At 55.2% G+C, this 13936-nt stretch carries 14 protein-coding genes; 10 read left to right on the top strand and 4 right to left on the bottom strand.

Annotated features, from left to right (window positions below):
* Positions 1–2: 2 nt before the first annotated feature.
* From ACLQ7H_RS25080 to ACLQ7H_RS25065, 4 genes are read right to left on the bottom strand one after another with little or no spacing between them, the layout of a single operon-like run.
* Positions 3–1322, bottom strand: coding sequence for a hypothetical protein (locus tag ACLQ7H_RS25080; protein ID WP_411755008.1), 1320 nt, complete (start codon positions 1320–1322; stop codon positions 3–5).
* Entirely contained in the window at positions 1322–2107 is a 786-nt protein-coding gene (locus ACLQ7H_RS25075; RefSeq protein ID WP_411755007.1) for an outer membrane lipoprotein-sorting protein, read from the bottom strand. Before ACLQ7H_RS25075 ends, ACLQ7H_RS25080 begins: the two co-directional genes overlap by 1 nt.
* A 16-nt stretch (positions 2108–2123) precedes the next feature.
* Positions 2124–3512 (bottom strand): ABC transporter permease, encoded by a 1389-nt coding sequence (locus tag ACLQ7H_RS25070; protein WP_411755006.1) that lies wholly within the window; start codon positions 3510–3512, stop codon positions 2124–2126.
* Positions 3509–4258, bottom strand: a complete 750-nt coding sequence (locus ACLQ7H_RS25065) for an ABC transporter ATP-binding protein (protein ID WP_411755005.1) — start codon at positions 4256–4258, stop codon at positions 3509–3511. The genes ACLQ7H_RS25070 and ACLQ7H_RS25065 overlap by 4 nt, the downstream gene beginning before the upstream one ends.
* A 480-nt stretch (positions 4259–4738) precedes the next feature.
* Here ACLQ7H_RS25065 and ACLQ7H_RS25060 point away from each other — a divergent pair, with 480 nt between their 5' ends.
* The 10 genes from ACLQ7H_RS25060 to ACLQ7H_RS25015 form a co-directional block, all read left to right on the top strand.
* A complete protein-coding gene (locus ACLQ7H_RS25060; RefSeq protein ID WP_411755004.1) occupies positions 4739–5695 on the top strand; it encodes a beta-ketoacyl synthase N-terminal-like domain-containing protein in 957 nt (318 codons plus the stop codon).
* Complete coding sequence (locus ACLQ7H_RS25055; protein WP_411755003.1) at positions 5692–6900, top strand: beta-ketoacyl-[acyl-carrier-protein] synthase family protein; 1209 nt, start codon at positions 5692–5694, stop codon at positions 6898–6900. The genes ACLQ7H_RS25060 and ACLQ7H_RS25055 overlap by 4 nt, the downstream gene beginning before the upstream one ends.
* A gap of 7 nt (positions 6901–6907) precedes the next feature.
* A complete protein-coding gene (locus tag ACLQ7H_RS25050) occupies positions 6908–8059 on the top strand; it encodes an acyl-CoA dehydrogenase family protein (RefSeq protein ID WP_411755002.1) in 1152 nt (383 codons plus the stop codon).
* Complete coding sequence (locus tag ACLQ7H_RS25045) at positions 8059–9561, top strand: AMP-binding protein (RefSeq protein WP_411755001.1); 1503 nt, start codon at positions 8059–8061, stop codon at positions 9559–9561. Before ACLQ7H_RS25050 ends, ACLQ7H_RS25045 begins: the two co-directional genes overlap by 1 nt.
* 57 nt (positions 9562–9618) lie before the next feature.
* Positions 9619–9879, top strand: a complete 261-nt coding sequence (locus ACLQ7H_RS25040) for an acyl carrier protein (protein WP_325982207.1) — start codon at positions 9619–9621, stop codon at positions 9877–9879.
* A gap of 30 nt (positions 9880–9909) precedes the next feature.
* Positions 9910–10962 carry an anthranilate phosphoribosyltransferase gene (gene trpD / locus ACLQ7H_RS25035; RefSeq protein WP_411755000.1) on the top strand — a complete coding sequence of 351 codons (1053 nt, stop codon included), beginning with the start codon at positions 9910–9912 and terminating at the stop codon, positions 10960–10962.
* The gene (locus ACLQ7H_RS25030; protein WP_411754999.1) at positions 10959–11666 is read left to right on the top strand and encodes a hypothetical protein; all 708 of its coding nucleotides are present in this window, start codon (positions 10959–10961) and stop codon (positions 11664–11666) included. The genes trpD and ACLQ7H_RS25030 overlap by 4 nt, the downstream gene beginning before the upstream one ends.
* A complete protein-coding gene (locus tag ACLQ7H_RS25025) occupies positions 11663–12403 on the top strand; it encodes a MipA/OmpV family protein (RefSeq protein ID WP_411754998.1) in 741 nt (246 codons plus the stop codon). The genes ACLQ7H_RS25030 and ACLQ7H_RS25025 overlap by 4 nt, the downstream gene beginning before the upstream one ends.
* A 205-nt stretch (positions 12404–12608) precedes the next feature.
* Positions 12609–13289 carry a response regulator transcription factor gene (locus tag ACLQ7H_RS25020; RefSeq protein WP_411754997.1) on the top strand — a complete coding sequence of 227 codons (681 nt, stop codon included), beginning with the start codon at positions 12609–12611 and terminating at the stop codon, positions 13287–13289.
* 5 nt (positions 13290–13294) lie between these two features.
* A partial coding sequence (locus ACLQ7H_RS25015) for a HAMP domain-containing protein (protein ID WP_411754996.1) occupies positions 13295–13936 on the top strand: 642 nt, incomplete at its 3' end.

Here is a 13936-nt window from a genome sequence, read left to right as displayed (position 1 = left end):
GATTAAAGAGTATAAATAAATGACAACATCCAACCGTCTTTACGCCCGGCGGCACCGTAAATGGTATTGCTGTTGCCAAAGTAGTGGTAACCCTGCAGATCGATACGCATGTTGGGCTGGAACGGCGCGCTGAAGGTGAGCTGGCCGAAACCACTGCCATCCATCGGCGTTACCGTGGTGATAAAGGAAAGATCGTTGTCGCCCCAAAAATCGTTCCAAGCCAGGCGGCCGAAAAATTGTTGCTCGGCCAAAGGTTCCTGCTTGGTACCGGCCAGTAACGCGATGCTGCGCGCCTGGCGGCTTCCCTGGGCGACGGCGCTGCGCCATGACCCGAGCTGTGACTGTTTAAGCCCGGCCTCGTTAATGTGATATTCAACGCTCAGCGCCACGTCTTCATTGCCAACGATGCTGTCAGGTATTGACCAGGTGAATCCGCTGGCCAACTGGTTATAAAACCGCATATCACCCTGGCCGGATCGCGTGGCCTCATCCGTCAGGCTCTGCCGCCGTTGACCAAACCATTCGCTGTATAACACCAGATTATCCAGTGCTGCCAGGCTAATCTCGCCTCCGAGGCTGGGCTGATCGGTTTGATACAGCGAATTTACCGCCAGCGACAGGTTATTCCAGGACGTGGGGGACGGTGCGAACTTAACAAAAACCGCATCCTGGTTATTGGTGCGATCCAGGCCCAGGCCGACAACGTCGCTATTACTGGCGACGGTATCGGATTTGGCATGCAGGTTTGGCCGGTAGCCAAAGCTCAGCACGCTTTCTTCATTCAGCCAGATCCCTTCCAGGGCAACCACACCAAGGCGATCTTCACGACGATCGGCCGTATCAAGGCTTTCGAAGATCACCTGACTGTTATCCTTGAACCAGTCAGTTGGGTTAAAACCGCTGGCGACACCGTTACGAATATTGGTGCGTCCAGCCACCCAGCGCCAGGAGGAGGAAGGGTTATAGCTGAAGGCGAGCGATTGAACATCCAGGCGGATATTGTTCTCCGCCCGGTAGTTTTCCCGGCTGTTACCCTGGGTACGTAGCTTGGTATTGAGCTCAATGCCCAGGGGGCCGCTGATGTCGCTTTGGCCATATATGCGGGCGGCGAGGCGCCCGCTGGTGATGGCGCTATCGTGCCGTTGCCAATCGGCCATGGCCTGGCTTTTCAGTTCCAGGCTAAATGGCCCTAATGGGCGGTGATGCAGGGCTGCCAACGGTTCCTGGGCCGAGCTCGGCAATGTTGGGACATTGTCGTTGGCCTGCGCCATCAGGCTCAAGCAGGCACTGCCCAGATAAACGAGCGATCTGGTTAGACTCATCAGCCCTCCTGTGACGTAAAGTGAGAAAGCCATTCTTTGTTAAACCAGGACAGCGGCAGATCTTTCTGCCGATAGTCGCTCATTTGCATCAGCGTGATTTTGTTGGGGTTGAACCCGTCGCCAATGACCACTTCTGTTGGGCGAACGGTGCCAAAAACCGGTTGCCAGTTGCGATACCAGGCGACCTTCAGCAATTTCCCGCTGTTACCGTAGAATTTACCCTTCAGTGGCCGATCGTTTTCTTTATCAACCCACAACTCGACCTTCTTGTACGGGGCAAAATCGTTGGTGGAACTCAGTTGCAGTTTCCAGGCCGGGCGCAGGTTGCGGTCGCCGTCGGTTATCGTCTCCTCACCCTCCATGACAGCTGCATAATCGAGGGTAAAGTTAGAGGTGATCACGTCCCCATTGGAGGCATTGCCAAGCAGGCGTTGGCGTGGCGACATACGTACCGAGGCCTTGGATTTTGGATCGTAGAACCACAGAATATTGTCGTTACGCAGCAACAACTTTCCCCGATCGTTATTGGGTTCGTTCATATGCACGATGGTCAGGAATTGCCCATTGGTATTCTGCCGCGAGTGGGTAGTGACCCGGTTCTGGTCGGTCAGTTTGTTATTCTCATACAGCTTGAGCGAGACGTTCACCACAAACGAAGTCTGTGGATTACGGATTTCATCCGATCGCTGCAGGATGTCCTGTGCCTGATCGGCCCGTACTGACGTGCTGCAAAGTGAGGCGATCACGCAGCTCAGATAGAAAGATTTCAGCATTATTTTGCGCATGGATAACCTCTGTTTATCAGACATGATGGATGGCAGAAATGATGTTCATGCGTGAGGCTTTATAGGTTGGCCAAATGGCGGCGAACACCGAAAGCACAAACAGGAAGCCCATAATGCCGAACACCAGCTGTGGATTTTCCAGGATCATCAGCTTGATCGTCAGCGGTGTCGCGTTGCTGGGCGGCGTCCAGTGGAGCTGCATGCTGTTGATGAGGGTGCTGAATACCAGCGTCATGATCAGGGCGGTAACGATACCGAATAAGCCCATCAGTGCACTTTCCGACATAAACATCCGCATAATGAAACTACGGCGGAAGCCCATGGCCCGGATAGTGCCAATCTCGCCAACGCGCTCCATCACCGTCAGATTGATGGTGTTGGTAATGGTAAAGATGATGACCACGCCAAGGAACAGCGATACCACACCGAAAATAAAGGAGAACATGTTGAAAACGCGATCGAAAGAGGGATCAACTTCGCCGAAATGTAACACTTCTAACGGCATCCCACTGGCATCCAGTTTCTGCTGAATATGCTGCTTGATCTGTTCTACCTGATTGGGATCGTGTAATTGCACCAGCATTACAGTGGCGCGGGGTTGATCGCCGTACAACAGTTCGCGAGCCAGATCGAAATTCATCATCACGAAAGCGTTATCCAGAGAGCGCATCGCCTGAACCTGCGCCTGATTGACATACACGCTGACGATGTTTGGTGCGCCTTCGGTACTGGCTGCCAACAGATTCAGCAGTGGCCCTCTTGTCACGTCGGTCTGTTGGTTGAGCTGCTCTTTGTCCTCGCTGGACATCAGGTTGCTGACGTCGATCTGCTCATCGGAAATCGTTTTGTTCAAGCGCGGTGGATCTTCACAATCGGCAATGTTCAAGGGTTTGCACAACCCAAGCTGGCGTGCCATACCCACACCGATGACGGCACCGTCATGTTGACCGGCTATCAGGCCGGTTGGCGGGCTGGATACCTGCACATTCCATCCATCCCAGGTACGCATCTTGTCGATATCCTGCGGGAGGATCCCGCGGCCAATGAAGGTTTTGCTATTATCGGTGGCAACCACCCCGGCGATGCCCGCTAAAGAGATTTGCGGTGTGATAATGGCAATCTGTTTGCGCAGTTCTGGATCGCTAAGCAACAGGTCAGTAACGGCCTGATAGTCGCTGATGGTGTAGCTGTCCGGATCGGCAGCGCCGTATTGCAGATACCCTTTCTGGTAGATCTGCAACTGGCCCTGATCCTGGATCAGCCCGGTCTGCACGCCAAAATAGACCGAGGTGACAAAGCCGCCGAACAGCATCATCGCCAGGCCACCAATGCCGATAGAGATGATGGTAATAAATGAACGGTGGCCGTTCTTCAGCAAATTGCGCAGTGCTATCAGCCAGATCATTGCAGACCTCCGATATCTTGTAGTTTCCCATCCACGATGTGGATTAACCGGCCCGACTCGCTAAGCAGGTTTTCGTTATGGGTACAAATGACGAAGCTGGTAGCAAACTGGCTGCGCATCTCCAACATCAAATTGATGATTTCATCAGAGGTGGCGGAATCCAGATTGGCGGTCGGCTCATCGGCAATGACCAGTTCAGGCGTGGTCACCAGCGCGCGGGCGATGGCGACACGTTGGCGTTGGCCGCCGCTGATCTCGCCGAGACGGCGGTTGGTGAAGTCCTTGAGCCCGACCGCTTCCAGGTAATATTCGGCCTTTGCACGGCGTTCCTGGCGCGACAGGTTATGGCGCAATAACGGAAACTCAACGTTTTCCCGCACGGAAAGCACCGGGATCAGATTGAAAGACTGGAAAATGAAACCAATGTGCTGAGAACGAAAATCGGCAGCCTGGTCATCATTCATCAGCAGCACGTCCTGACCCAGAAGGGTGATTTTTCCCTCGTCGGGCCTATCCAACATGCCAAGCATATTTAAAAAGGTGGACTTGCCACTGCCTGAGGGACCATAAACAAACGTTATTTCCCCTTTAGGGATCGAGCATTCAGCATTGTTTATTGCGGTAAATTGATAACCATCCATGTTGTATTTTTTTACAACAGAATGGAATGTCGCGATATTTTCACCTACCGGAGGGCGAACAATCCGGTTGGCCGTCCTTGCAGATGAGGGCGTTGCTAGGCTCATCGTTCTTTTCCTTTGTTATTTGGGTGTGCCTATTAGAAAACGTGGCACACACTAATACAATGAATGCTCAGTGATGTTAAATATTAAAATAATAACGTCAAACAATTCTTAACTATCAACTATGTATTTGTTTTTATTGAAAAAAGTTGTTATCTCTGGGTTCTTTTTATAGGATTTTTATTTTGCCAGTGATAAATGACGTATTTTCTGTGATTTATTGTCACTTTTGTTTTATGCGAAAAAATAAAGAGACATTATCATTGGTAACATTGCGGGTTTGTTTGATTAACCCCTGCGGTAAACGGTGTTTGTTATGGACTTTTATTCATTAATGGTATCTTTTGTGATTGTTGAACATGCAAAAAAACACATCGTGATGTTTATTTTAATTACACTAATGAAATCCTGATACTAGGCATGGCAATAAAACTAATAATAACCTTTATCTAAATCAGTTAACGAGGGTGGGTTGATTTTATTATGATGGAAAGAATAGTAATTACCGGTACGGCAAGTATTTTACCGGAAAAGATACCGCACCTGGACGTGGAAAATGCCGCCTGTCGCACCACGACCTTTTCTCCTGCCAAGGAAATGGAACATCGGCGTCAGACGGTGGTTTCGACTCAATTATTACAGCTATGCCAGCAGCTCTTTCGTGACGCAGGGTTGGACGGCGTCAATGTGGCCGGAGAGGAAACCGGCCTGGTTTCCGGGGCTTATTATGGCTGCATGAGTGTGACTCAAGGCATTCTGACGGCCCTGCACCAAAAAGGTCCGCGCGGCGTGGATGCTATCGAATTTGCCAAGGCCACCCACAGCTTTCCCCTTTCGGCCGTCAGTATTGCGTTTTCCCTACTGGGGCCGGCAGCGGCTGTCGTTTCGGATGAGCTTGCCTCCCTGGATGCGCTGATGATGGCCAGAGACTGGCTGTTGGCGGAGCGTTGTCAGCGCGTGATAGTGGTGGGATATGAACACTTTTCGCCGTTGTTACAGGCCCATCTGGGCCATCTGGCCAGCGAGGGGCACTATTGCGACAACCTGAGCGTGGTGATGCTTGAAACACAAAGCAGTGCGCTGGCGCGCGGTGCTGCCATACGGGCAGAAGTGCTTGGCCTGAAGCGTTTTTCCGGCTCGCTCGAAAAAATGACGCGTCAGTGGGGAACCGAGCTACAACAGCTTGGTGCAGGCACCGAAGCCTGTCACGTTCTCTCTGTCAGCTCCCCCCAGCCCGCAGCAAGGTCGCTTGAACAGGCGATCGGTAGCCATTATTCGCGTTCTCATCATCAACGTAGCGAAGCCCCGCAGGTCTTGGGGGCAACGGCGGTATTGCAGTTGGCGAACATGGTTCAAGCCTCACTGGCGGGGGAATGGGTGTTAAATACCTTTGCGACGGCGGGGGGCGGAATGCTCCATCTGCGACTGGATCCACTATGAAAAAACAGATGAAACAAAAAACGGTAGCGGTAATGGGGCTTGGCACATTGACCCGCGATGCGGTTGGCCTGTCAGCATTATGGCAGCATCTGCTCGCCGGTGCGGCATTGCCAGCAGTACCCACGCATTTCGACAGCGCCGGTTTTCGCTCACAGCATGCTTATACCGTCGATCCTCAGGCGCTGTGGCAACAGGTGCTGCAGGCATCCTGGCCAACCGACGCAGAATGCTATCAGCGCTTGCCCTGTTCCGGCTATGGCTGGTTGGCGGCTCAGGAAGCGCTGCAGCAGGCGGGGATCGATGAAACATTGCGTGGGCAGATGGGGATCAGTATGGCGACCACCAGCGGTGGCACCATGGATCGGTTTGCTGACAGTGCCGCCGCAGAGGATACGCAATATGCAGCACTGTCAGGCGCGGCGGGCTTATTGGCGCAGCTGTTGCACATGGGTGGGCCGGTCAGCGTGTTTTCTTGTGCCTGTATCAGCAGCGTAGCCGCGTTTAGTCATGCATTCGAACGTATTCGGCAGGGCGATACGCCATTGATGCTGGTGGGAGGATGTGACCAGGTACGCGAGGCCGATTTTGCCGGTTTTAATGCACTGCGCGCCATTGCGCCAGATGCCTGCCGCCCGTTTGACAACCAACGCAAAGGGATGGTGATGGGGGACGGTGCCGCGATGATGGTGCTGGAAGATCTGGATCACGCACTGGCGCGCGGTGCCACACCGTTGGCCATTTTCCGCAGCTGTGGGCTGGCGGCAGATGGCCATCATCTGACCGCGCCGATCCCCGACGGGCTGGTACGGGCCATGCGCCAGGCTTTGCGCTGTGTGGGTGATGAACGCCCGGGTTACATCAACTGCCACGGCACGGGTACCCAGGCTAATGACAGCAACGAACTGCTGGCGATGCAGCAGGTATTTGGCAATGAGCCGAGCCAACTGGCGATCAGTTCTACCAAAAGCGGCACCGGCCATTTATTGGGCAGTGCTGGCGCATTGGAAGCCGTGCTGTCGATAAAGATCCTGCTTGAGCAGTGCGTTCCGCCGATGGCTACCTGCCAGTCGCCGATGAGTGAAATGAATTTCCGCCTGCCAGGACTTGCCCATTCGTTACCGCTCAGCACCTCTATGGTGATGAGTAACTCGCTAGGGTTTGGTGGCCTTAATGGCAGCCTGATTTTTTCACACTACCAGGAGTGAGTGCTAGATGATGGATACATCAATGACCGAAGACCAATTTGTTGCCTTGCTGGCAGGAATTGAAGCATGGAGCCAGCCAATCAACCAAGGATGGCTGGAAGATGACCTGCAAGGGCGCTTTGGCCATCAACGTTGGGAACTGCTGAAAACCGGCGGTTTGACCGGGCTGCTTACCAGCCAGGCTGCGGGGGGACTGGGATTGAATGCACTCCAGGCAGCACGTTTCATGTCCTGCTTTGGTGAGCATTGCCTGGATGGCGGGCTGAGTTTTGCACTCTGCACCCACCTGTGCAGCACCAGCCTGCCGGTTGAGCGATTCGGCTCCCCAGCGCTACGTGAACGCCTGCTGCCGGGGATCGTGTCCGGTGAGCTGATTGGCGCACATGCCATTACCGAAGCTGAGAGTGGCTCCGACGCTTTTGCGATGAGCACCCAGGCGGTGGAGCATGAAGGCGGCTGGTTACTTAACGGTAGCAAAATTTTCGTTTCCAACGGCCCGATAGCCGATCATATCGTGGTTTATGCCTGTACCGACCGCCAGCGGGGCACACTGGGGGGGTTTAGCGCCTTTGTAGTTGATGTCCGCAGCCCTGGCGTGGTCGTTGGTCCTGCCAGCCACAAGATGGGGCTCAAGACCTCGCCGCTCAGCGATATTTATCTGACCGATGTCTTTGTCGCCCAGGAACAGCTGTTGGGTAAGCCGGGGATGGGCTTTGCCATCCTGGATTTTGTCATGAAATGGGAAGTACTGTGCGTTTTTGCCTGCCAGGTCGGAGAGATGAAACGACGCCTGGCGCAATGCTTGCAGCAGGCGAAAACCAGAACGCAATTCGGTAAGCCTATAGGCCAAAATCAGGCGGTTTCCCATCGCCTGGTCAATATGCACTTGCAGGTAGAAACGGCGCAATATTGGCTGCACCGTGCCGCCGAGGCATTACACACGGGCAAAAATACGGCGGGTGATATTGCCGCCGCCAAGCTGGTGATCAGTGAGAGCAACGTTGCGACGGCTCTGGACGCGGTGACGCTGTTTGGCGGGGCTGGCTATATGGCGGAAATGGGCATTGAAAAACAGCTACGTGACGCCGTTGGGGGCGTGATTTACTCCGGAACTTCAGACATCCAGCGCAACCGCCTGGCAACGATGCTGGGGTTGTAATGATGAGCGAATTCTTACCACAGCATTTGGCCGATTGGGTCATGAATGCCAACGATCCCCTGGCAACAGCGGTGATCTGCGGCGATGGATCCTGTAGTTACCAGCAACTGGCAGACGGCGCACGATCGTTGGCAGCTGCGCTGCCGCCATTATCCGCAGAAAATCCGCGCTGTGTGCTGATAATGAAAAAAAGCATTGCCGCATTACAGGCAACGCTTGGTGTACTAAGCCTGGGGGGATGCTACGTCCCGCTGGATGCCGCCTATCCCGCCGAACGGCTAAGACCCATTTTGGCCACCCTCCAGCCTGCGGCGGTGGTGGTGGATGCCCAGACGGAAGCCGTAGTAGGGCCGTTGGCCACCGCGTTGGGTTTGCCTATGGTGAACATGGACGCGCCGCAGTCCTGCTGGAGCGAGAGTAAACCACCGCTGCAACAGCCATTGGCGGCCATTCTGCATACCTCCGGCTCAACCGGCCAGCCGAAGTCGGTGCACATCGGCGCCGCCCAGATCGAGGCATTTACCGGGTGGGTCGCGGAGGCTTTCACTCCCGCGCCGGGAGATCGGTTACTCAACCATGCGCCATTAGCCTTTGATCTGACCTTCCTCGATCTTTTTGCGGTGTTTCGCAGTGGGGCAACTCTGTTGCTTACCCGGGAGAACGAAGCGAGCAGCGGAGCACGACTGAACCAGATTTGTCTGGATCAGCAAGCTACCCACTGGCATTCCACACCGACCTCACTGCGGCTGCTGTTGGCGCACGATGAGCAGGCGCGTTATCCCGCGATGCGTACGGTGCTGTTTGCCGGGGAACCGATGCCTGGCGAGCTGTTGACCAAACTGATCGCGCTATTTCCCAACGCCGAGTTTTATAACATCTACGGCAGCAGCGAGACGAATGACACCTTCTGCTATCACTGCCCGAAAACGCCGCTCAGCGGCACCGTACCTCTGGGTTATCCATTGGCGTATACCGAGTGGTTGCTGCTGGATGAGCACCAGCAGCCGGTCACCGATGAGCGGGAAGGCGAGCTGTGGGTGCATTGCCCAACGTTGATGACGGGCTATGGTGAAGAGGCCTTAAACCGGCAGGTATTTCGGCAGTTTGCGGGTAAACGCTTTTTCTGCACCCGCGATCGCGTCCGTATCGACGGTTCAGGCATGTTCCATTTTCTCGGGCGCAGCGACTGGATAGTCAAATTGAATGGCTTCCGTGTTGACCTGCTCGACGTGGAACAGAATGCCTTGCGCTGCGGCTGGCTGGACGAAGCCGTCGCTTTTGTCACCGAGCGTGATGGAGAGCGTCACCTGGAAATGGCCGTATACGGTGCCGCAGTGCAGAGCATGCTGCAACTGCGCCAACATCTGGCGCGCTACCTGCCGCCCTATGCATTACCCCGGCGCTACCATGTGCACTCAACGCCACTGGCCAAAAACAGTAACGGCAAGCTGTGCCGCCGCAGTGTCGGGATGAAAGTTAATCAAAGCTTCGGCCAATCCTAATCACTATCAAGTTGGTACGGCCTTCTGCTGTGCCATAACCAAAACGGAGAGAGAGACATGAATGTTAAAGCGATTATTGCCCGTTTTTTAAACGAGGAATTTGCACCGGATATCCAACCTGAAGAGTTTGAAGAAAACATGAACCTGGTGGACTTCGGCATTATTGACAGCCTGGGGGTATTAAAGCTGGTGGCCTGGTTGGAAAGCGATTTTGGCATCGTGGTGCAGCCGGAGGAATTGAACGTCGAGCAGTTCAGCTCACTGGGTGCCATTGCCGGGTTCGTCGATGGCAAACTCAAGTTAACGGTGAATACCTGAGCGGCATTTGCCCATGATAAGGAGGCGTAAATGGTAGCTCGGGAAGCGTTTCTCACGGCATTAACACGCCAGCAAAACCTCAACGTGGAGGAGATGATTGAGTTCTGGCGTCAGGTAGATCATGGGGAGCAATCCCCGCAGGGGGTGCTGGCGGTTTTGAGTGCCCTCTCGAGCCGGCCATTGGAGGTTGATATTGCGGTGGCGTTCTTGCGTTACCTGCAACAGGCCTATCCGAAAACGGCACTTCGGGCCGCAGAAAATGCGGTTAACATCGTCGGCACGGGGGGCGGGATCGGCACTTTTAATATCTCTACCACGGCGGCGTTTGTCGTGGCTGCGGCAGGCGTTCGGGTGCTGAAAAGCGGCTCTCGTGCTTACAGCAGCCAAACGGGCTCTCAGGATGTGCTCGAACGGTTGGGCATCAGGGTGCCCGTCAATGACGATATCTTGGCACAGATGCTGGAGACGCTGGGGATTGGTTTTGCTCCGGTGGCGCGCTACCCGGCACTTTGCCACAAGCTCGTCACGCTGTGCCAACCGTTGCCGTTCAGCCTGGTAGGGCAGGTGGTGAACCGATTGGGGCCATTGCTCTGTCCGTTTGAGCTGAAAGGGCAGGTGATTGGTGCCTCTGACACGGCACTGTTGCAGACCCTGGCAAGTACGGCGCGTGAGCTGGGGCTGGCTAATCTGTTGTTCACCCATTCCATGGCGGGTGCGGACGAGATGTTACCCTTTGGCGGGAACCCTTGCTGGTGGGTGCGTTCACAGGGTGACCAGCGGTGGAGTGAAGTTGTCGACACGGTGGGCACGCCAGCGCGTAAGGGGGATATCACCAGGCTGAAAGGTGGCAATGCGGCCGAAAACGCGGAACGCTTACAGCGCGTTCTGGCCGGAAAGGACTGTGACGAAGCGCTAGAGGCGGTTGCGCTGAATGCTGGCGCGGCACTTTTGGTTGCCGGACGCGTTGATTCGTTGTCGGAAGGTGGCAATGTCGCCAAAGAAATCCTGCGGGCAGGGCTTGGGCTGGAAGTGTTGCAGCGTACCCAGAACTTTTGTCGCGAGCTCCGCGGGGTTGCCGCATGAGTGCTTTCATTGAGGCGTTGCGAGTGGCGGCGGCTCCACTGATCGCCGAGGTCAAACCCTTCTCCCCTGAGTGCGGGGACTTACTGCGCGGGCGTGCTCCCTTGGTGATTGCCCGCAGCTATGTTGCGCAGGGGGCTCCTTGTCTTTCCGTCACTACGGGCCGCTGGCATCACGGCAGTCTGGCCATGCTAAAAGAAATTGCCGATGGAACCGGCGTACCCATCCTGCGCAAGGATTTCATCACCCGTCGTGCGCAACTGGCGGAAAGCCATGCTGCCGGTGCCTCAGCGGTATTGTTCAGCGCCCAGTTGTTAAGGCAGCAGGAGCTGTTGGGACTGGCGTCGCAAGCGTTGGCATTAGGATTAACCCCTTTCATCGAGGCGGATGCCGTCTCGCAGTTGGAGGGGTTGGATCTTCCGGATGGCTGTGTCCTGGCAGTATGCAATCGCGACATTCGCCAGCAGGAAAAGGATCACGGTTCGGTCGATCACAGCCTCGGGCTTTATCAGTCAGCGCGGGCCTGCAGCCCGGCCCTGTTGGTGAGCGCCAGTGCCATGCGGCAACCGCAAGAGGCCGTCAAGGCGTTGCAGGCAGGTTTTGATTCGGTGCTGATTGGCACGGCTCTGTTGTTACATGAGTCAATAGAACAAGGCGTGTCAGCGTTTATCCATGCCTTATCACTCGCTAAAAAGGACTTTATATGAAGCAGTTGAAGATGTTGTCATTGGGTTTACTTTGCACGGCCATGTCGGCACAGGCAGATGAGTTTTCACTAGGCGTGGGCGCTATGGTGACGGCTAGTCCTTACGTTGAAACCCAGGCGCGGGTGCTTCCCGTGCCGGTACTGGGCTACGAAGGGGATCATGGCTATTTCCGTGGCCTGGCAGGTGGGGTCTATCTTTGGAACGATGCGCGCCATACCCTTTCGGTTAACGCCTATTACCTGCCGCTGCAATACGACCCGGATGACAGCGATAACGACGCGATGAAACGCCTGGACAAGCGCCGCTCCACGCTGATGGCAGGGATGGGATACCGCTATAAACATCCTGTCTGGGGGCACCTCCGCCTGGAGATTTCAGGGGACACGCTCAATAACAGCAATGGCATCCTGGGCGACATGGGCTATTTATACCCGATCACCCTCGGTGCCTGGCGTCTGGCACCCGGTGCGGGTGTGACCTGGACCAGTGGTAATCACAATGATTATTACTATGGGATCAGTGCTAGCGAATCGGCGCGCAGCGGGCTGGCACAATATCAGCCGGGCAGCAGTTGGACACCTTATGTCGAGATGTCGGTGAATTATCGTTTCAACGAAAATTGGCGCGCCTTCTTTATCGCTCGTGGCATAGCTTTATCGAGTGAGGTACGCAACAGCCCCATGGTCAGCGACGATGTTTCAGGCATGCTGATGACCGGAGCCAGTTATGTCTTTTAACCGACTTAACGAGCTATGAACGATTGCCATCCCGGCACCTGTGGCCGGGATATCCCCCTCTCTTCCCTTCAGCTATTCATCTCTCAAACGTGATTTTCTGCTAGCGTTCGCAGGCCACTTGGCTAATGTGTAAGGATTAGGTAAAACCGGCTGCGTAGAGCGACAATAGACGCGAAAATGGCGGCAAATCAGCGAAGGAGTAGGCATGAAAATTTTATTGGTCGATGACGATCTGGAACTTGGCACCATGCTGAGCGAATACCTGACGGCTGAAGGATTCAACGCGTCGCTGGTGCTGACCGGCAAGGCCGGAGTGGAGGGGGCGCTTTCTGGCGACTATACCGCAATGATCCTCGACATCATGCTGCCGGACATGAGCGGTATTGACGTGCTACGCGAGGTACGCAAAAAGAGCCGCTTGCCGATCATCATGCTGACGGCCAAGGGAGACAATATCGACCGGGTGATCGGGCTGGAGATGGGCGCGGACGACTATGTGCCGAAACCTTGTTACCCACGCGAACTGGTGGCACGCCTGCGTGCGGTGCTGCGCCGGTTTGAAGAGCAGCCGGAAGCGGTGGATAAAGTTTCTGTCCTGAGTTTTAACGAGTTGACGCTCAACCCATCCACCCGCAGCAGTGCGTGGCAGGGTAAGGCATTCGATCTCACCGCTTCAGAGTTCAATTTGCTGGAGCTACTGCTGCGTTGGCCTGAACGAGTAGTGTCGAAGGATGAACTGTCAGAGAAAGGGTTGGGGCGGCCACGTGAGGCTTACGATCGCAGCGTGGACGTCCATATCAGCAATATCCGCCAGAAGTTGGGCGCCCTAACCGATAACCGACTGAGCATTGAAACCGTGCGCAGTATCGGTTATCGCATCAGGTAATACCGATGCGCGGAAGACTGTTCTGGAAAATACTGCTCGGTTTCTGGCTGACGTTTATCATCATGACGCAGGCGCTATGGGTGACGTTTACCTTTTATGGTAATCGCCATGAAGTCCCGGAAAACAGCACGACCTGGCGTATCGCTAATCTGCAACTGACCTCTGCGGCCTCGGTGTTGCGCAGTAGTGGGATGCCCGCGCTGAACGCAATGGTTGCCAAATGGCCTGAAACCGAACGCCGCTTCTTAAGCGTGACGCCAGCCTTTAAGCCATCGGCTGATGAGTCAAGCTCCGACCGACCAGCAAAAATGATGGTGGAATGGGTAACAGGTGCAGATAACCAGAGCTACCTGTTGAGCTACGATCTGGAAGGACTGCGTGCCGAATATCGGCCACCCAAGCGCTGGCGCTTGCTGAACATTCCGGAGCCAATGGTGTGGGTCGGTGGGCTGGGGGGCTTGCTGTTCAGCGCCATGTTGGCCTGGAACCTGACGCGCCCGATGCGTCAACTGCGTGCCGGTTTTGAACGGGTAGCGCAGGGCGATCTGGCGGTGCGGTTGTTCCCGGCGATGCGGCGGCGGCATGACGAGCTTTCCGAGGTGGCACGTGACTTTGACAGCATGGCGGAGCGGCTGGAGGTGTTGGTC

The sequence above is a fragment of the Serratia sp. (in: enterobacteria) genome, assembly GCF_046715635.1.
Classification (GTDB): domain Bacteria; phylum Pseudomonadota; class Gammaproteobacteria; order Enterobacterales; family Enterobacteriaceae; genus Chania.
Note: the sequence above shows the minus strand (reverse complement) of the source record. Positions and strands in the feature narration are given on the sequence as shown.

Bases quoted from the DNA above. Each gene is read 5' to 3' on its own strand.
- ACLQ7H_RS25080 (WP_411755008.1), bottom strand. From the start codon at position 1,322: ATGAGTCTAACCAGATCGCTCGTTTATCTGGGCAGTGCCTGCTTGAGC.
- ACLQ7H_RS25075 (WP_411755007.1), bottom strand. From the start codon at position 2,107: ATGCGCAAAATAATGCTGAAATCTTTCTATCTGAGCTGCGTGATCGCC.
- ACLQ7H_RS25070 (WP_411755006.1), bottom strand. From the start codon at position 3,512: ATGATCTGGCTGATAGCACTGCGCAATTTGCTGAAGAACGGCCACCGT.
- ACLQ7H_RS25065 (WP_411755005.1), bottom strand. From the start codon at position 4,258: ATGAGCCTAGCAACGCCCTCATCTGCAAGGACGGCCAACCGGATTGTT.
- ACLQ7H_RS25060 (WP_411755004.1), top strand. From the start codon at position 4,739: ATGATGGAAAGAATAGTAATTACCGGTACGGCAAGTATTTTACCGGAA.
- ACLQ7H_RS25055 (WP_411755003.1), top strand. From the start codon at position 5,692: ATGAAAAAACAGATGAAACAAAAAACGGTAGCGGTAATGGGGCTTGGC.
- ACLQ7H_RS25050 (WP_411755002.1), top strand. From the start codon at position 6,908: ATGATGGATACATCAATGACCGAAGACCAATTTGTTGCCTTGCTGGCA.
- ACLQ7H_RS25045 (WP_411755001.1), top strand. From the start codon at position 8,059: ATGATGAGCGAATTCTTACCACAGCATTTGGCCGATTGGGTCATGAAT.
- ACLQ7H_RS25040 (WP_325982207.1), top strand. From the start codon at position 9,619: ATGAATGTTAAAGCGATTATTGCCCGTTTTTTAAACGAGGAATTTGCA.
- trpD (WP_411755000.1), top strand. From the start codon at position 9,910: ATGGTAGCTCGGGAAGCGTTTCTCACGGCATTAACACGCCAGCAAAAC.
- ACLQ7H_RS25030 (WP_411754999.1), top strand. From the start codon at position 10,959: ATGAGTGCTTTCATTGAGGCGTTGCGAGTGGCGGCGGCTCCACTGATC.
- ACLQ7H_RS25025 (WP_411754998.1), top strand. From the start codon at position 11,663: ATGAAGCAGTTGAAGATGTTGTCATTGGGTTTACTTTGCACGGCCATG.
- ACLQ7H_RS25020 (WP_411754997.1), top strand. From the start codon at position 12,609: ATGAAAATTTTATTGGTCGATGACGATCTGGAACTTGGCACCATGCTG.